This is a genomic window from Luteibacter sp. dw_328 (genome assembly GCF_018449605.1).
Lineage (GTDB): Bacteria > Pseudomonadota > Gammaproteobacteria > Xanthomonadales > Rhodanobacteraceae > Luteibacter.
In genome coordinates this window covers 101009-120075 of record NZ_JAAVUW010000009.1, presented here as the reverse complement: position 1 = coordinate 120075, position 19067 = coordinate 101009, and the positions used below count along the sequence as shown (strand labels likewise).

9 protein-coding genes are annotated in these 19067 nt (G+C 65.0%); 6 read left to right on the top strand and 3 right to left on the bottom strand.

What is annotated here, in order from left to right:
* Nucleotides 1–36: 36 nt before the first annotated feature.
* Nucleotides 37–861 carry a subclass B3 metallo-beta-lactamase gene (gene bla / locus HB634_RS20460; protein WP_213949937.1) on the top strand — a complete coding sequence of 275 codons (825 nt, stop codon included), beginning with the start codon at nt 37–39 and terminating at the stop codon, nt 859–861.
* 39 nt (nt 862–900) lie between these two features.
* On the opposite strand, the gene HB634_RS20455 is transcribed toward bla, so the two are convergent.
* Nucleotides 901–1791, bottom strand: coding sequence for an acyltransferase (locus HB634_RS20455; RefSeq protein ID WP_213949936.1), 891 nt, complete (start codon nt 1789–1791; stop codon nt 901–903).
* Nucleotides 1792–1838: 47 nt separating this feature from the next.
* Complete coding sequence (ligD, locus tag HB634_RS20450) at nt 1839–4352, bottom strand: DNA ligase D (RefSeq protein ID WP_213949935.1); 2514 nt, start codon at nt 4350–4352, stop codon at nt 1839–1841.
* A gap of 140 nt (nt 4353–4492) precedes the next feature.
* On the opposite strand from ligD, the gene HB634_RS20445 reads away from it, so the two are divergent.
* The 3 genes from HB634_RS20445 to HB634_RS20435 all read left to right on the top strand — a co-directional run bounded on the left by HB634_RS20445 (nt 4493) and on the right by HB634_RS20435 (nt 8063).
* Nucleotides 4493–5434: a fimbrial protein gene (locus HB634_RS20445; RefSeq protein WP_213949934.1), complete on the top strand. Its 942-nt coding sequence runs from the start codon at nt 4493–4495 to the stop codon at nt 5432–5434.
* Between the two features lie 89 nt (nt 5435–5523).
* The gene (locus tag HB634_RS20440) at nt 5524–7212 is read left to right on the top strand and encodes a copper resistance system multicopper oxidase (RefSeq protein ID WP_213949933.1); all 1689 of its coding nucleotides are present in this window, start codon (nt 5524–5526) and stop codon (nt 7210–7212) included.
* Nucleotides 7209–8063: a copper resistance protein B gene (locus tag HB634_RS20435; RefSeq protein WP_345777520.1), complete on the top strand. Its 855-nt coding sequence runs from the start codon at nt 7209–7211 to the stop codon at nt 8061–8063. The genes HB634_RS20440 and HB634_RS20435 overlap by 4 nt, the downstream gene beginning before the upstream one ends.
* Before the next feature lie 4 nt (nt 8064–8067).
* Here the strand turns inward: HB634_RS20435 and HB634_RS20430 are convergent, their stop codons facing one another.
* Nucleotides 8068–8772, bottom strand: a complete 705-nt coding sequence (locus HB634_RS20430; protein ID WP_063571571.1) for an SDR family NAD(P)-dependent oxidoreductase — start codon at nt 8770–8772, stop codon at nt 8068–8070.
* A gap of 109 nt (nt 8773–8881) precedes the next feature.
* Here HB634_RS20430 and HB634_RS20425 point away from each other — a divergent pair, with 109 nt between their 5' ends.
* Together HB634_RS20425 and HB634_RS20420 are read left to right on the top strand one after the other, a co-directional pair.
* Nucleotides 8882–9787, top strand: coding sequence for a LysR family transcriptional regulator (locus tag HB634_RS20425; RefSeq protein ID WP_063571570.1), 906 nt, complete (start codon nt 8882–8884; stop codon nt 9785–9787).
* 234 nt (nt 9788–10021) lie between these two features.
* Nucleotides 10022–19048 (top strand): YDG domain-containing protein, encoded by a 9027-nt coding sequence (locus HB634_RS20420; RefSeq protein ID WP_213949932.1) that lies wholly within the window; start codon nt 10022–10024, stop codon nt 19046–19048.
* The last annotated feature ends 19 nt before the right edge of the window (nt 19049–19067 follow it).

Genomic DNA, 19067 nt, shown 5'->3' with positions numbered 1-19067 from the left:
TATCCTGCTTCCCGCCTTCCAACGGGAAAGACCGTTATGCGCCGTACCCTGCTCGCCCTCGCCTGTTGCATCGCCCTGCCCGTCGTCGCACACGATGCCGCGCCCGTGACGATCGGCGCCAATCCGACGTGGACACAGCCCGTGCCACCCCACGTGATCTACGGGAACACGTACTTCGTCGGCACCAAGGGACTGTCGTCGGTCCTGATCACGTCGCCCCAGGGTCATGTGCTGATCGACGGGACATTGCCGGGCAACGCCGGACTCATCGAAGCGAATATCCGCAAGCTCGGTTTTCGCGTCGAAGACATCAAGATGATCCTGAATACGCATGCGCACATCGACCATGCGGGAGGCATTGCCCAGCTGGCAAAGGACAGCAAAGCGTCCGTGAGGGCAACCGCGAAGGGCGCCGAAGCCATGCGTCTGGGTGGCCGCTATCCGGAGGACCCGCAGTACAACCCGAGCGACAAGGCGTATCCGAAAGTCGATGCGATCGGCGACATCGTCGACGGTACGGTGGTGCACGTGGGACAGCTGACCCTTACGGCGCACATCACCCCGGGCCATACCCCTGGCGGCACGGCATGGACGTGGCAGTCATGCGAAGGCACGTCGTGCAAGAACATCGCGTTCGCCGACAGCCTGTATGCCTTCTCGGCACATGGCTATCGCTTCAGCGACCACCCGGTGTATGTCGCCGACTACCGCAAGACGTTCGATCGCGTCGCCGCGCTGCCCTGCGATGTACTGATCACGCCACACCCCGAACAGGGCGAAGGCGAAACCTGCAAGACCTACGCGGATGCCGGCCGTAAACGACTCGACGACGTCCTCACCAAGGAAACCTCAACCCCGTAGGAGCCGATTCAATGGCGATCCCACGGCAGCGGGCCCGAACTAGCGGCTGAGCATCGCCGTGATTCGCGCATCCTTCTCCGCCCAGAGCTGGTTCACCCAGTTCTGGAAGCGTTCGCGGTACACCGCGTCGTTCTCGTAGTCGCCGCGCATCGACGGATCGATGGACAGGCGTCGCACGTGGATGCGAATGTCGCGGATGCGGCCGGCGATCAGATCCATCATCGTGCCCGGCCCCGCCGGGTAGACAATGGTGACATCGAGCATCTGGCGGATCGCGTCACCCATGGCGTCGACCACGAAGGCGACGCCGCCGGCCTTGGGTCGCAGCAGGTGCGTATAGGGCGACTGCTGCGCATCGTGCTTGGCCTTGGTGAAGCGGGTGCCCTCGGTGAAGTTCATGACCGAGACCGGCACATGGCTGAACTTCTCGCAGGCGCGGCGCGTTGCCTCGCGGTCCTTGCCGCGCAGCTCCGGCCTGGCGTCCAGTTCCTGCTTCGAATGACGCTTCATGAAGGGGAAGTCCAGCGCCCACCAGGCTGGGCCCAGCAGCGGCACCCAGATCAGCTGACTCTTCAGGAAGAAGCGCATGAAGGGAATGCGCCGGTTGAAGATTTTTTGCAGCGCGGGGATATCCACCCAACTCTGGTGGTTGCACACCACAAGATAATTCTCACGTGTGCTCAACCCCTCCAGGCCCTCCACCTGCCACTGTGTGCGCGTGAAGGCGCCGAACAGCCAGGCATTGACGCTCAGCCAGCTCTCGGCGATATGCACCAGGACGGGGGCAAAGGCATCGCGCATCGAGCGCAGCGGGATGACCAGACGGACCGCCGTCAGCAGCAGGAGCGGCCCGACATGCAGCACGGTGCTGACGAACAGCAGCACGCAGGCGAGGGGGATGCGCAGGAATCGGGGGAGCGAAACGAACATAGGGTCGTCACGGAAGAATGAACCGGCAGTTTACTTGGATCGTCCCTTCAGCGTGCCGCGAGCACCTCGTCGACCGCTGCCAGGTCCTGCGTGATCTCGTCGATGCCCTCCCAGGGATCCTTTTTCAGGCGCGCGAGCCGCTTCGGCACCGTCGCCAGGTCGAAGGCACTGCCGGATTTGAGTCTTCCCAGTTCGTCCCAGCGCAGCGGCACGGCCACCGGGGCACCTGGCCGCGACCGTAGCGAATAGGACGCCACCGCCGTCGCGCCCCGGCCGTTACGCAGGTAGTCCAGGTAGATCCGGCCGCGCCGGAAGCGCTTGCTCGCCGTGGCGACGAACTCCAGCGGATGCAGCTGAGCCAGCGCTTCGGCAAAGCCGCGGGCGAAGCCCTTCACCGTTGCCCAATCCGCCCCCGGATTCAGTGGCACGACCACATGCAGTCCCTTGCCGCCGGTGGTCCGCACGAACGAGACCAGTCCGAGTTCCTCGAGAAAACCACGGACCATGCGCGCCGCTGCGATGACGCGACGCCACTCGACATCCTCGCCCGGGTCGAGGTCGAAGACGACGCGGTCGGCGATGTCCGGCGATCCGATGTGCGAGCCCCAGGGATGGAACTCCACCGCGCCGAACTGGACCAGTTCGATCACCCCGGCCTCGTCCTTGGGATACAGGTACACCGCCTGGGCGCCGGTCTCCTCCTTCAGCTTCGCCGTGCCGACGTGTTCGAGGCCGGCCATCACGTGCTTCTGAAAGAAACACGGCGAGCCGATGCCTCCGGGACAGCGAATCGTCGAGGTGGGCCGGTCGGCGATCGCCGGCAGGAGCCATGGCATCACGGCACGGTAGTAATCGACGACCTGCTGTTTGGTGATGCCGTCGTCGGGGAACACGACGCGATCGGGATGCGTAATGACCATCGAGACGGCGCTGTCGACGGCGGGACGTTTTGCCACTCGTTTCGTCGTCGGCCTGCGGTCGGAATCGCGCAGGTCGGCGGGCGCCTTGTCCACGCGCAGTGCCTTGAGGCTGGGCTGGCGTAGCAGGGATTTGTTGCCGATGCCGCGGTAATAGACCTCCGCGACCGCCGTCGGCGGTACCCAGAGCGCGCCACGCAGCGTCGGGTCGATGGCGTCGATACGCACGGTGGGCTTTGTCGATCCACCCTTGGCGAGCGTCTTGCCAAGCTCGCGCAACATCTCATCGGTAAAGCCCGTACCGACGCGTCCGACATACGTCCAGCCCCCGTCGGCGTCGGGCCGGGCCAGGAGCAGCGAGCCGAAGGTCAGCCGCGAACCCTTTGCCGGCGTGTAGCCGACGACGGCGAACTCGTCACTTTCCAACCGTTTGATCTTCAGCCAGTCGTCGTTGCGTCCGCTGCGATAGCCACCATCGGCGCGCTTGGAGATGATCCCTTCGAGCTTCTGCTCCATCGCCATGGCGAACGCCCGGTCGCCGTCGCCGAGGTTGTGTGCGCTGTAGGACAGCAGATGGGGTGCATGCGAAAGCAACCTTTCGAGCAAGGCCTTGCGTTCGGTGAGCACGACCTTGCTGAGATCGTAGCCCTGCAGGTATGGCATATCGAAAAGCATATATGCCAGCGGCGCCTGCATTTCGCCGGACAGTGTGCGTTGCAGTGCGTTGAAATCGCTGCGGCCTTGCGCATCGAGCGCGATGAGTTCGCCGTCGAGGCGCGCGCTCTCCAGCCCGAGTCCTTCGATGGCGGCAACGATTTCCGGCAGCCGATCGTTCCAGGACAGGGCGTTGCGTGACCACAGCGCCACCTTGCCTCCGGCTACGCCGGCGAGGATGCGATAGCCGTCCCATTTCACCTCGTGAAGCCATGCGTCGCCTTGCGGAGGTGCCTCGCGCAGACGCGCGAGCTGGGGTGCGAAGAACGCGGTCGTCGCTTTCGCCTTGCGCGCGCCGTCGAGCGCGCCTGCGGCCCGGGTCAGGGTGGCCGTCGGTACACGACGGCTCTTCGGGGCCTTCTTCGCAACGACCTTGGCCGGGGCCTTCTTCGTCGCACGATGAGTGCTCTCGCGCATCGTCGCGTCGAGCAGATCATCGGCTTCGACATCGCTCACGTAAGCGTCGTTCGCCTTGATCAGGAACCATGAGGGCTGGCGCTCCTTCTTTCCGCTGCGCACCAGGTGCCAGCTCCCTTTCAGCCGTTCGCCGAACAGTTCGAAGGTGAGATGACCTTTACGCAGCTGCGCCTCGGCGTCGCCGCTGGTGGACCACACGCCGCGGTCGAACGTGTCGACATGGCCCTTGCCGTAGCCCTCGTCGATATCGCCCTCGAAATCGGCGTAGGACACGGGATGGTCTTCGACTTCCACCGCGAGCCTTTTTACCTTCGGGTCGAAGCTCGGTCCCTTGGGCACGGCCCAGCTTCGCAAGACATCGCCAACCTGCAGCCGGAAGTCGAAATGCCGACGTGACGCATGGTGAAGCTGGACAACGAAGATCGCCCGCCCTTTTCCGCGCGAGGAGCCCTCGGGCGAGGGCTCGCGTGTTTTGGCGAAGTTCCGCTTGCGGCGATATTCCTGCAGGCTCATGGCGCGATCATTGGCGGGATACGGTGAATAAGCCGTGCATCTCTGGTGGTGCGCTGACGGCGCCTTTTCAGAATCCTCCGATGGGCACCGTGTGGCGCCGCCAGCAGACTCGACGCAGCCCCCCCCTCGAAGCCACCGTCATGCCCAGCCGCTACGTCGTCCGCCTTGCCTGCCTGCTTATCCTGTCGTTTGCCGCGCCGGCCCATGCAGGGTGTCTTGGCTATCCTTCCCAGGGTGCCGCACAGATGCTCTCCTTCGGCACGGTTCGTGTGCCTGTCGACGCGCCCGTGGGGACGGTGCTTGCGGAAAAGCTCACGCCGGCATGGACCTCGTCCAAATTCAAATGCCTCTACCCGACGCGCACCTCGAGTCTCGGCCTCTTCACTACGCCCAGCGCGCGCGGCGACGGTATTTACCAGACCAACCTGCCCGGCATCGGCATCCGCACCTATTTCGACAACGGTAACCACGGTGAACGGCTCGTCCCGGAGCGTGCGTCCATCCCTTTCATCTTCGACGCGACCCTCGCCAACACGCACTACCGCGTGCAGCTCATCAAGACGGACGCGGTCGATGTCGGCGGCCTGCTGACCCCGGGAACGCTGGCGCGCGGCGGCTATGACGATCACGCCCAGGTCTGGGTGGACCTCGCCAACACGCAGATCGAACCCGAGCGGCCCACGTGTGCCTTCGTCACACCCCGACTGACCTTCGCCCTGAACAAGGTCGACGGTCGCGATCTGCTCGTGGCGGGTAGTAGCCCCTGGGTAACGCAGGCGCTGGTCTCGACAGGTTGCAGGAACGCCACCCAGATACTCATGAGCTTCAGCGCTCTTGCGGACGACCAGGACAGCTCGCTCTTCAAGGTCACAGGTGTCCATCCCGCCACGGGTGTCGCGGTGGAGTTGCGTAGCGACGAACCCGACGCACAGGTCATACCCAATAGCCCGTCACCGCTTGTCCTGCCAGCGGTGCGCGAAGGACGCAGCTACGGCTTTCGCGCCCGCTATCGCCGCGTCGGTCAGACGGTGGCGCCCGGCGAGGCCAATGCCTCCATCGTGGTCAACGTGAGCTACCGATAGGCCGCACGGAGCCTCCTCCAGAGTTGTCGCCCACCGACGATGGTCGCTACGCTCGGCTTCTTCTCAGCGTTGCGGGCCCGGAAAACGATATGCGCGACCACGGCGAACCGACGATCCATCTACCGCGCCGCCGTTTCGTTCAGGGGCTGGCGGTTGCCGGTGTCGGGCTCGGATTCGGCGTCGTGCGTCCGGCGTCCGCGACAGAGCCGATGCGGCATGCGGGCGAGCTGGCCGGCCCCGACATGACGCTCGACATTCGTCAGGCCGCCGTCGACTTTACCGGTCGCGCCCGCACCGCCGTCACGGTGAACGGTGGCGTGCCTGGTCCGACCCTGCGCTGGCGAGAGGGCCAGTCCATCACCTTGCGCGTGCGCAACCAGCTCGACACCGTCTCGTCGATTCACTGGCACGGTCTGGTGGTTCCGTTCGACCAGGACGGCGTGCCGGGCCTGAGCTTCGACGGCATACCGGCGCGGACCGAATTCACCTATCGGTTTCCGGTCAGGCAATCAGGCACGTACTGGTATCACGCGCATAGTCGTTTCCAGGAGCAGAGTGGTCTTTATGGCGCGATCGTCATCGCGCCGAAGGACGGTGAGCGACAGGCTGCGGATCGTGAGCACGTCATCCTCATCAGCGACTGGACCGACGAAGACCCCGAGCGCGTCTACGCCCGGCTTCGCTCGCGAAGCGACTTCTACAACTATGGTCAGCCCACCGTTGCCGATTTCCTGCGCGACGCGCGTGCGAAGGGCTTCGGCGACGCTATCGCGATGCGTCGCATGTGGAATCGTATGCGGATGAATCCCAGCGACCTCGCTGACGTCTCGGGCGCGACGTACACCTATCTGGTCAATGGCACCGCGCCGGCGGGCAACTGGACCGGCCTGTTCAAGCCCGGCGAACGGGTGCGCCTGCGCTTGATCAACGGCTCGTCCAATTCGATCTTCGACCTGCGCATCCCCGGACTGCGCCTGAGCGTCGTGGCCGCCGATGGCCAGGACGTGGAGCCGGTAGGGGTGGACGAGCTGCGTCTGGCGGCGGCGGAAACCTACGATGTCATCGTCGAGCCGCGCGAAGACAAGGCGTACACGATTTTCGCCCAGTCGATCGACCGCTCCGGTTTCGCGCTCGCCACGCTTGCGCCGCGCGAAGGCATGCGGGCCGATGTGCCGGCACTCGATCCACGGCCGCGTCTGGCCATGCGCGACATGATGGGCTCGATGGGTGAGGACAGCGATGCCGGCGGCACGATGGTGATGGCCAATCACGCAAGCACCGAATACGGTCCGGGCACGGACATGCACGTCGACATGCCGCGAACCAACCTCGACGATCCGGGTGTGGGGCTTCGCGAGCGCAGCCACCGCGTACTCACCTATGCCGACCTTCACACCGTCGGCGGTGCGCTCGACACGCGCGAGCCCGGACGAACGATCGAGCTTCACCTCACCGGCAACATGGAGCGCTTCGCGTGGTCGTTCGACGGGGTGAAGTATTCCGCGGCGACGCCCGTGCATTTTCGTCGCGGCGAGCGCCTGCGCGTGCGTCTGGTCAACGACACCATGATGAACCATCCGATCCACCTGCACGGCATGTGGAGCGAGGTCGAATCGCCCGATGGCGATTTCCAGGTGCGCAAGCACACGGTCAACGTGCAGCCCGCCCAGCAGGTGACTTATGCGGTGAACGCCGACAATCCGGGGCGGTGGGCCTTCCATTGCCACATGCTGTATCACATGGAAGCGGGCATGTTCCGCGAAGTGGTGGTGTCGTGAAGCGCTTCGTCTTTGCCCTGTCAACGATGGGTGCGATGGCATCGGTGATGGCGCAGGATGCGCAAGGCATGCACGACATGGCACCCATGTCCGGCATGACGATGGGACCGATGCAGGGTGGCAAGGCGCCCGCCGACGCGCGCAGCCCCGACTGGTCCGACGGTGTGCCGTCCAGCAGCATGCACGGCATGGCCATGAACGACATGGACGACATGGACGACACCGCCCCCGTTGGCATGCTGTTGCTCGATCGCCTGGAGTCATTCGCGGGGCAGGGAGGTCACGGCCAGTCCTGGGAAGCCGAGGGCTGGTACGGCAACGACAGTGACAAGCTCTGGTTTCGTAGCGAGGGTGATCGCGAAGGGCGCCGCTTGCGCGACGGCGATGCCGAGTTGTTCTGGAGCCACGCGGTGGCGACGTTCTGGGACACCCAGTTGGGCGTGCGGCGCGATGTCGGCGAAGGTCCGAAACGAAACTGGGCCGCGTTCGGCGTACAGGGTCTCGCACCGTACTGGTTCGAGTTGGAAGCGACAGCGTATGCGGGGGAGGGCGGTCGTACCGCCGCACGCGTGCGCGCGGAATACGAGCTGCTGTTTACCCAGCGCCTGATTCTCCAGCCCGAGATTGAAGTGAACGCGTACGGCAAGGACGATGAGCAGCGGCAGCTTCGCTCGGGCGTGTCGAGCGTTGAAGGCGGTTTACGCCTGCGCTACGAAATCCGCCGCACTATCGCGCCTTACGTTGGCGTGTCCTGGGAACATCTCACCAGCGGCACCGCCGACCTGGCGCGCAACGACGGTCGTCGTATCACCGACCGTCGCTGGGTGGCAGGCATCCGTATCTGGCTCTGAGCCCTTACCAGGGCAGGGTCTGGCCCTGGTAGTTGACGTAATGCGCGCCGGCCTTGCCGCGGTGTGCCTCGATCACGTCGACCACGCGCGGAATGCTTTCCTCGATCGACAACGCCGCATCGGCGCCGCCCATGTCCGTACGCACCCAACCGGGCGCGATGGCAAGCACCGCCCGCGGGTCGCCCTTGCGGGCATTGGCGAAGCTGCGCAGCATCTGGTTCAGGGCCGACTTGCTGGCGCGATACACCGTCCAGGCGCCGTCCACGTTGTTCTCGATGCTGCCCAGCCCGGACGACATCACGCCCAGCGTGCCCGAACGAGGCACCAGGGATTCGAACGCCTCGAGCACGCGCATTGGACCGAGCACGTTCGTCGCCATCACATGGGCGAACTCCTCGTCGGAAATGTTGGCGCCGTTCGCGTCGCGCGCCTGGGTCATCACGCCGGCATTGACGAAAACCAGGTCGAAGGCCGTCCCGTCCAGCGTGCGGCGCAGCGCATCGATGTCGCTGCCACGCGCAATATCGGCGTGCTCGACGCGAAGGCGGCCATCCGACGCGGTAACGAGGTCGGCTAGCGCGGCCGGGGTGTCGCCACGAACGGTCGCGACGACATGCCAGTCCCGGCGCAGGTATTCCTCGACCAGGGCGAGCCCCAGGCCGCGGCTCGCGCCGAGGATAAGAGCGATACGTGCGTGTGAGGCGTTCATGGGGGAGACTCCGGGGAAGGGATGATGGACAGCTTAGACGCCGCGATCTATTGACGGAATATGCGCCGAGGCAGATCTTTCGTGACTCACGATCACGAGTCGTCCCCTTATGTCCTCCGATGGCCGCCTGCTCGGCAACCTCAGCGTTCTCGTCTCCGTCGTCGAGACGGGCAACTTTGCGCGTGCGGCCGACGCCCTCGGGCTTTCCCCCTCGGGGGTGAGTCGCGCGATCAGTCGGCTGGAAGAGCGGCTGGGCGTGCGCGTGCTTCACCGGACCACCCGTTCGGTGACCCTGACCGATGAAGGCGAGCGTCTGTATGCGCAGGTGGGACCGTTGCTGTCGGGCATCGAGGACGCGGCCCTCGCCGCCGCCGGCGACTCGCAAGCGGTGCGTGGCCGGCTCCGGGTCAGCCTGGACGCGATGTTCGCTCGCCAGGTCATCGCGCCGCAGCTCGCCGCCTTCCTGGCCCGCCATCCGGCCCTGGAGCTGGAGATCGTCACTCGCGACGAGCTTGGCGACCTCGTCGCCGAGGGTATCGATGTGGCCGTCCGTTTTGGCGTCCCGCCCTCGTCGTCGCTGATCGGCCGCAAGCTGCTCGAAACCCGGGTGCTCACGGTCGCGGCGCCGGCCTACCTGGCCGTGCATGGCCGGCCGGCGGCACCGAAGGATCTCGTGAACCACCGCTGCATCCAGTTCCGCGACCCGGTCACGCGGCGTCCGTTTGAATGGGAGTTCCACCGGAAGGGCAAGGTCGTGCCCGTCGAAACGACCGGCCCCCTGCTGGTCACCGACTCGGGAATCATGTTCGCCGTGTGCATTGCCGGCGCGGGTATCGCGCAGGTGCTCGCGGTGAGCGTGCAGGACGCCCTGGCCGATGGTCGTCTGGTGGAGCTCTTTCCGGACTGGGCAGAGGAGCGTTTTCCCTTGTACGCCTTCTACCCCTCGCGGAAAAACTCGCCGCCCAAGGTGCGGGCCTTCGTCGACTTCTGCGTCGAGCTCGCGTCCCCGCACTGAGCCAGATCGGTCACTGGCCACCCATTACACCCGGGTAAATACATGAAGAACGCGACCATCTTCACAACTTAAATGTGATGCACATCACACTTATCGGCTAGCATGCCGCAAACGCGCATGTGTCGAAACGGCACGGCGCGGCCCGCAGGGGGGCCCTATAGCAACCATCTCGACTCGGCTGACGCTGGGTACGCCTCTGCTTATCGCACGCGCTCACGACCGAAGGTTGCTCGAATGAATCGTATCTACCGTCTGTGCTGGAACGCCGCCACTTCGCAGTGGGTCGCTGCCAGCGAACTTGCTCGCAACAGCCGTCCCGCGGCGCGGTCCGCTTCGGCGTCGAAGGGCCTTCGCGCCGCCTCGATCGCCGCCAGCATCGCAATGGCGCTCGGCGCCGCTGGCACCGTCCATGCCGGCCAGACCGGCGGGCAGGTCGTTTCCGGCAGCGGTGCGATCAACCAGAACGGTGCGATCACCACGATCAACCAGAACAGCCAGCACCTCTCGCTGAACTGGCAGACCTTCGACATCGCGCCCAACGAGACCGTGAACTTCGTGCAGCCGGGCAGGGATGCGATCGCGGTCAACCGGATCCTCGGCAACAGCGCGTCGGAGATCTACGGTCATCTCAACGCCAACGGCCAGGTGTGGCTGATCAATCCGAACGGCGTGCTGTTCGGCCAGGGCTCGCAGGTGAACGTGGGTGGCCTGGTGGCATCCACACTCGACACCTCCGACGACTCGCTTTCGTCGAACTCACGCAGCTTCAGCGGTAACGGCAAAGGCAGCATCGTCAACAAGGGTTCGATCCGCGCGGCCAACGGCGGCTATGTCGCGTTGCTCGGCAACACGGTATCCAACCAGGGCACGATCAGTGCGCAACTCGGCACGGTCGCCATGGGCGGCGGCAGTGCGGTCACGCTGACGTTCGACGGCAGCCAGCTGCTTCACCTGCAGGTGGACCGCAGCACGCTGGATAACCTCGTCGAGAACCGCCAGCTGGTGCAGGCCGATGGCGGCCGTGTGTTCATGACGGCGGGCGCGGCGGATTCCTTGCTGGCCAGCACGGTCAACAACACCGGCGTCGTCCGTGCGCAGACGGTGGAAAACCACAACGGCCAGATCGTGCTGCTCGGTGGCATGCAGGCCGGTCACGTGAATGTCGAAGGGACGCTCGATGCGAGCGCACCGAACGGCGGCAACGGCGGCAGCATCGAAACCTCGGCGGCCTTCGCGCATATCGGTGTGGCATCGATCAATGCCAGCGCACCCCAAGGCAAGGCCGGCACATGGCTTGTCGACCCGTATGACCTGACCATCGACGCGACGGCGGCGGCGACCATCTCGGCGGCGCTCAACGGGGGTTCCAACGTCACCGAGACGACATCGGCCAACAGTGCCGGCGGCGACGGCATCCAGAACGCTTCCGGGGTCGGCGACATCAACGTCAACTCGGCCATCTCATGGAACAACGCGGCCACGACGCTCACGCTCGACGCGTACCGTGGCATTAACGTCAACGCGGCGATTTCCGGTGCGGGTGGCGTCGTACTGAAGGCCAACGGCACGGGCGGTACCGGCGGTAACATCACGCTTGCCGGCGGCGGCACGATCGCCGGAGGCACCGGCGTGACGCTGACCGCGGCGAACAACTTCATCAACAACGCCGGCGCCGCGGCGCTGAGTTCGACCTCGGGCAAGTGGCTCGTCTACTCCTCGGACCCGTCGCTGGATACGCGCGGCGGACTCGCCCCACAATTCATCCAGTACGCGGCCAATGCGGGCGCCTCCCCGCTGGGCAACGGTAACGGCTTCCTCTACAAGCTGGCGCCGTCGCTCACCATCACGGGCCTGACCGGCACGGTGACCAAGGTCTACGACAACACGAACGCCGCCAGCTTCTCGGGTGCGAACTTCACCAGCACCGGCCTGGTCGACGGCAACAAGATCACCAAGGCCACCGGCGGCACGTACGCGACGGTCAACGCGGCATCGAACATCTCGGTGACCTCGCCGGGCGCGATCGGCAACTTCAGCATCACCGACAGCACGGGCGCAATCGCCGTGTACGGCTACGCCCTGGGCGGTTCGGTCGTCAGCGCGAAGGTCGGCCGTATCACGCCTGCGCCGCTGACCGCGCAGATCATCGGCAATCCGACCAAGACCTACGACGGCACCACCACGGCCACGCTCGGCTCAGGCAACTACCAGGTCGACGGCTTCGTCGGTGGGCAAGGCGTCACCGTGAAGCAGCCCAGCTCGATCGCCTATGCCGGCTCCGACGCGGGCAGCGTGGCGCTCAACGCGACGTTCTCGGTGACCAACTTCACCGCCAACGGGGGCACCAATCTGGCGAACTACATCCTGCCGACCGTCGCCACCGGCATGGGCACGATCAACCGGGCGCCGCTGTTGATCAGCGGTTTGCTGGCCAGTAACAAGATCTACGACGGCACGACGAGCGACATGATCCTTCTCGGCGGCGCCAAGCTGTTCGGTGTGATCCAGCCGGACAGTGGCCATGTGGAGCTCGACACCACCGGCATCTTCGGCAACTTCGCCGGACCCAACGTCGCCAATGGTATCGGCGTGACAGTCGGCGGTTATGCGTTGACCGGTGACAAAGCGAGCAACTACGTGCTGCAGGCGCCGACCGGGCTGAGCGCGAATATCACACCCAAGACGCTGACCATCGACCAGGTCACCGCCTACGACAAGATCTACGACAACACCAAAGCCGCCACGCTGAACACGGGTGCCGCCACGCTGGATGGCACGGTGGGCAGCGACAATGTGACGCTCAACACGGCCGGCGCCACCGCCACGTTCGGCCAGACCGACGTCGGCAGCGGCCTTGCCGTGACTGCCAGCGGTTTCTCGCTAGCGGGAACGGCCGCTGGCAACTACATGCTGGCCGCGCCCGTGCTGACGGCCAGCATCACGCCGCAGCTGCTGACCATCGTCATGACCGGCAATCCGACCAAGACCTACGACGGCACGAATGCCGTCACGCTGGGTGGCGGCAACTTCTCCATCAGCGGGTTTGTCTCCGGGCAGGGCGGCACGGTGGGCCAGAGTTCGGCCACCTATGCCACCGCCAATGCCGGCAATGGCATCGATGTCACCGCCACCCTGCAGCCGTCGGACTTCGTGCCGGTCGGTGGCACCTCGATGTCCAACTACACGTTTGCGCGGACCGTGACCGGCCTCGGCCTGGGCGTGATCAATCCGCTGCAGTTGACCGGCCAGATCGTCGGTAACCCGACCAAGGTGTATGACGGCAACACCAACGCCGCCCTGACGGCGTCGAACCTGCAGGTGCTTGGCCTGCTGTCGGGCCAGAGCATCACTGCCAGCTTCAGCGGCACGGTGCCGGGCCAGTACGACAATCCGAACGCAGGCGCGCGCGGTGCCACCGCGGGAGTACTTCCCGGCGCAGACTTTACGGCCGGTAGCGGCACGCTGCTGGGCAACTACATCCTGCCGACCAGTTACCTGGGCTCGGGTTCGATCACGCCGGCGCCGCTGACCGGTGCCTTCACCGTGCTCAATGTCGGCATTGTCAACGCGAGCAAGGTCTACGACGGCAACTTCAACATCGGCTTGCTGCCGGCCAACTTCACTCTGAGCGGGTGGGTCGGTAGCGACAGTGGCGTGGTATCGCACACGATCAATGGCACCTTCGGCCAGAAGAACGTGGGCACGGACCTTCCGCTATCGGCCGAGCTCTCCACGGCCGATCTGACGCCCGGTGGCAGCACCAACCTCTCGAACTACGCCATCAACACACCGGTCCTGGGCATCGGCAACATCACGCCGGCACAGTTGACGGTATCGATCGTCGGCAATCCGACCAAGACCTATAACGGAAGCATCGATGCCGCCCTGGCCTCGGGCAACTTCAGTGTCGGTGGCTGGGTCTCGGGCGAGAGCGGCACGATCAATCCCAGCGCGACCGCCAGCTACGACAGCGCCAATGCGAGCGCGCTCAACGGCCGTACCATCAGCGCAACGCTGACGCCGGGTAATTATGTCCTCGGCAACGGCACGCTGCTTTCCAACTACAACGTCGATCTGGTCGCCACCGGCACGGGCACGATCAACCGCGCGCCGCTTTTCGTCACCGGCGTGTTCGCGACGAACAAGACCTACGACACGACCGCGGCCGACACGCTCAACCTGACAAGGGCGGGCCTCGCCGGTCTGGTAGATACCGACGCCGGTAACGCCTCCAGGGTCGCGCTGAACCTGTCCGGTGTGACCGGCAGCTTCAGCCAGAGCAATGTGGGCAATGGCCTGACGGTCACCGCGGCCGGCTTCGGTATCACCGGCAGCGAGGCGGCGAACTATATCCTGCAGCCGGTCGCCGGCCTGATCGCCAACATCACCCGCGCCACGCTCACGCTCGGCGGTGTGACGGCAAACGACAAGACGTACGACGGCAATGCCAGTGCGACGCTTACGATCGCGGGCAACGCGGCGCTGGACGGCATTTTTGCCGGTGACACCGTGGGCTTCGACGGAGGCAGCGCATCGGGCCAGTTCGGCACGTCCAACGCCGGTAACAACCTGGGCGTCACGGTCGGCGGGTTTACCCTGAACGGCGGCAGCGCCGGCAACTATCACTTGCAGCAGCCGACCGGCCTGACCGCGACGATCAACCCCAAGCAGCTGACCGCGGTCATCACCGGCAGCCCGACCAAGGTCTACGACGGCACCGATTCGGCCACGCTGATTGCGACCGATTACGACCTGCAGGGCTTCGTGGGCACGCAGGGCGCTTCCATCCCGCAATCGGCTACCGCCAACTACGTCACGAAGAATGTCGGCACCGGCCTGGGCGTCGCATCCACCCTGGTGACCTCCGACTTCGTCGCCAACGCGGGGACCGATCTTTCCAACTACATCCTGCCGACCACGGGCGCGGGCAACAATGGCGTGATCCAGTCGAAGGTCATCGACCTTACCGGCACGCGCGTGTACGACGGCACCGCGACGGCTAACAGCTCGCTGTTCGGCGTCCTGCAAGGTGTGAACGGCGAGACCCTCGGCGTCACGGGGAGCGGTACGCTGGTCGACAAGAACGTGGGTGACGAGAAGTCGTTCTTCGCCATGGGCAGCCTCGCACTCGCCAATGGGAGTAACGGCGGCCTGGCCAGCAACTACACACTGGTCGGCGGTATCGACTGGGTGACGATCACCCCGAGGGCACTGACCGCCGACTTCCTCGCCCATGACAAGACCTATGACGCCAACAATGCCGCGACACTGAACGGTCCGGCCACGCTCGATGGCCTGGTCGGTGGCGATCTCGTCACGCTGAACAATCCGACCGCCGCGCATTTCTCGGACAAGAACGCCGGTACGGGCAAGACGGTGACGGGTGACATGTCGATCACCGGCGATGACGCCGGTAACTACACCTTCACCCAGGGCACGACGACGGCGTCGATCGACCCGCTGCACATCACGGTCACGGCGACGGGCAAGGACAAGCAGTACGACGCGACCACGGCCGATCCGGGTGCCACGGTACACAGCGGCGGCGTGATTGCCGGCGACACCGTCGCGTTCGGCTTCAACCCGGCCACGTTCGGCGACAAGAACGTCGGCAACAACAAGACCGTGACGGTAACCGGTGTCACCAGCGGCGGCACCGATGGCGGCAACTACGTGGTGGACAACACCACGGTGACGACCACGGCGAACATCACGCCGTTCGTCATCAACCTGAGCGGGACGCGCATCTACGACGGCGCGACCGACGCCGATGCCAGCCTGTTTTCCTCCGGCGGCGTGCTGTCGACGGGTTTCGCGGGCGAGACGCTGACCCTCACGGGAATCGGCGTGACCGACAAGAACGTTGGGAACAACAAGATCTTCACCCTCGGCACGCTCAATATTGCCGACGGCGGAAACGGGGGCCTTTCCAGCAACTACACGCTGGCAGGCGGTACGGACAAGATCACCATCACGCCTCGCGCGCTGACCTCCACGTTTGACGCCAACGACAAGACCTATGACGGCACAAGAGCCGCCACGCTGGCCAACGCGGCACTCGTCCTGGCCAACGGCTCGCTGACGAGTGGCCTGATCGCGGGCGACCATGTCTCGCTGACGAATCCGACCGTCGGTACGTTCGACAACAAGAACGTCGGCATCGGCAAGACCGTCACCGGCAACATGAATATCGCCGGGAGCGACGCCGGCAACTACACCTTCACCAACGGGACCGCGTTGGCCGATATCGCCAAGTTCGCCCTGACGGTGGGCGCGCAGGGTAAGGACAAGGTGTACGACGGTACGACCAGCGACCCTGGCCTCAAGCTGACCAGCAATGCGATCGCCGGTGACAACATCACCCTTGGCGACACGTCCGTCGCGTTCACCGACAAGAACGTGGGTAACGGCAAGACGATCAACGTCGGTGGTATCTCCGTAAGCGGCGGTGACGCGGGTAACTACGATCTGCAGAACACCACGACCACCGCCACGGCGAACATCACGCCCTTCGTGATCAACCTGCACAGCAGCCGCGTGTACAACGGCCAGACCGATGTCAGCTCGCTACTGTTCGGCAGTGGCGTGGTCAACGGCACGAACGGTGAGACGCTCACGCTCAGCGGCAACTCCAACGTTGCCAACAAGAATGTCGGGGTGAACAAAGCCTTCAACGGGGTAGGCGACATGGCCCTGGGCGACCTCGCCGGCTCCCTGGCCAGCAACTACGTGATCGGCACGTCCACGCTGGACATCACGCCGCTGGCGATCACCGGCGCGATCACGGCCGATGGCAAGATCTACGACGCCACCACCGCAGCGACCACTCATGGCGTGCTCACCGGCGTCATTGGCAGCGATGTCGTCGCCTTCAATACATCCGGCCTGTTCGATACCAAGAATGTCGGTACCGGCAAGACCGTTACCGTAAACGGTGCGCTTTCCGGCGGCGATGCCGGTAACTACACCTTCACGGCCAATGCCACGACGACGGCCGATGTCACCCCACGGACGATCGTCGTGGGTGCCACCGCCGACAATAAGGTCTACAACGGGAACGACGCCGCCGTGGCCACCCTGGCCAGCAGCGGCATTCTTGGCACCGATACGGTGAACTTCACCGGCAATCCGGCCACCTTCAGCGACAAGAACGTCGCCAACGGCAAGACCGTCACCGTCAACGGCATCACGGCGACCGGCACGGACGCCGGCAACTACGTGTTCAACACCGTTGCGCAGGCCCTGGCCAACATCACACCGCTGGCGATCACGCTCGATCTCACGGCGCAGGACAAGATCTACGACGGCACGACGACGGCCGTCACAACCCTGGTTAGCGCAGGCGTCCTGGGTACCGATACGGTCGTATTCAGCGGTGACCCGGCCACCTTCAGCGACAAGAACGTCGCCAATGGCAAGACGGTCACCGAGAACCATATCGTGGCCAGCGGCGCCGACGCGGGGAACTACACCTTCGTCAACACCGCGACGACCACCGCCAACATCACGCCGCTGACCATCGTCGTCGGCGCCACCGCCGACAACAAGGTCTACGATGCCAACACGACCGCCAACGCCCAGGTAGGCAGCAGCGGCGTGCTGACGGGAGACACGGTGGACTTCGCCGCGGGTTCGGCCAACTTCGTCGACAAGAACGTGGCGAACGGCAAGCAGGTCGACGTCAACGGCATCACCGCCTCGGGCGCCGACGCAGGAAACTACCTGTTCAACACCGCGGCGCAGACGACGGCGAACATCACCCCGTTGAACATCGTGGTCGGTGCCAGCGCGAGCAACAAGGTTTACGACGGCAATAATTCGGCGGTGGCAACGCTCGGTAGTACCGGCATCCTCGGTACCGATATGGTGAACTTCACCGGCAATCCGGCGACCTTCAGCGACAAGAACGTCGCCAACGGCAAGACCGTCACGGTCGGCGGTATCGTCGGCAGCGGCACCGATGCCGGCAACTACACCTTCAACAACGTCGCGCAGACCACTGCCAACATCACGCCGCTGGCGATCGTCGGCAGCATCGTCGCGGGTAGCAAGACCTACGACGGAAACACCGGTGCGCAGACCAGCGGCACGCTGGCCGGCGTGATCGGCGGTGACCAGCTCGGCGTGAGCAGCAGTGGCAGCTTCGCGGACAAGAACGCCGGTAACGGAAAGACGGTGAACGTGGCTGGCGTACTCACCGGCGCGGATGCGGGCAACTACACTTTGACCACCAATGCCACCACGACAGCCGACGTGTACAAGGTCGTGCTGAACCTCGATGGCACGCGTGTCTACGACGGCGGTACGGTGGCCTCGTCCGGCATGTTCGGCAGCGCGGGCGTGATCGCCGGTGTGGCCGGCGAGAGCCTGATTCTCAGCGGCCAGGGCGTGCTGGCCAGCAAGAACGTGGCGACGAATCGTCCGTTGGCGGGTCTCGGCTCGCTGGCGCTGAACGACGACGGTGCGGGTCTCGCTTCCAACTACACCCTCGTCGGCGGAAACCATATCGCGACGGTGACGCCGTTGGGCATAAGCGCCGGCATCACGGCGGACGACAAGGTCTACGACGGCAATACGGGCGCCGCGACGCACGGTGTGCTCAACGGCGTGCTCGGCGGGGACCAGGTGAGCCTCGCGACCCATGGCACCTTCAGCGACAAGAATGCGGCCAATGGCAAGACGGTGAACGTCGACGGCACGATCGCCGGTGGCGATGCGGGCAACTACACCCTCGTCGTCAATCCCACCACCACGGCCAGCATCACCAAGCGCCCGGTCATCGTCGACGCACAGGGCACGGACAAGTTCTTCGACGGCAACACGACGGATCGCGCCACGCTGTCGAGCAACGGCATCCTTCCTGGCGACGTGATCGCCTTCGGCGCAGCGACTGCGCTGTTTGGCGACCCGGCGGTGGGCCGCGGCAAGGCCGTCTCGGTCGATGGCATCTATGCCACGGGCGCCGATGCCGGTAACTACGCGTTCAACACCTCGGCGCAGACCACCGCCAACATCAACCAGAGCTCGTCGCAGGGTGCATCGGCCATCGCGTTGACGCAGCTCGACGCGGTGCTGGGCCCGGACGTCATCGCGACGCCTTACGGTGTCGCCTCGAACGTGACCGTCGGCCCGTTCTCGGGTAACCACAAGAAGACCCGCCAGCCGATCGAGAAGAACATCCAGCGCGCGGACTTCGTGCCCGGCCTCTCCTTGCAGGTCGTCGATGGCGGCGTGCGGCTCCCGGCGGACGCGATGCAGTGACGCATCGCACCGTCGCGCA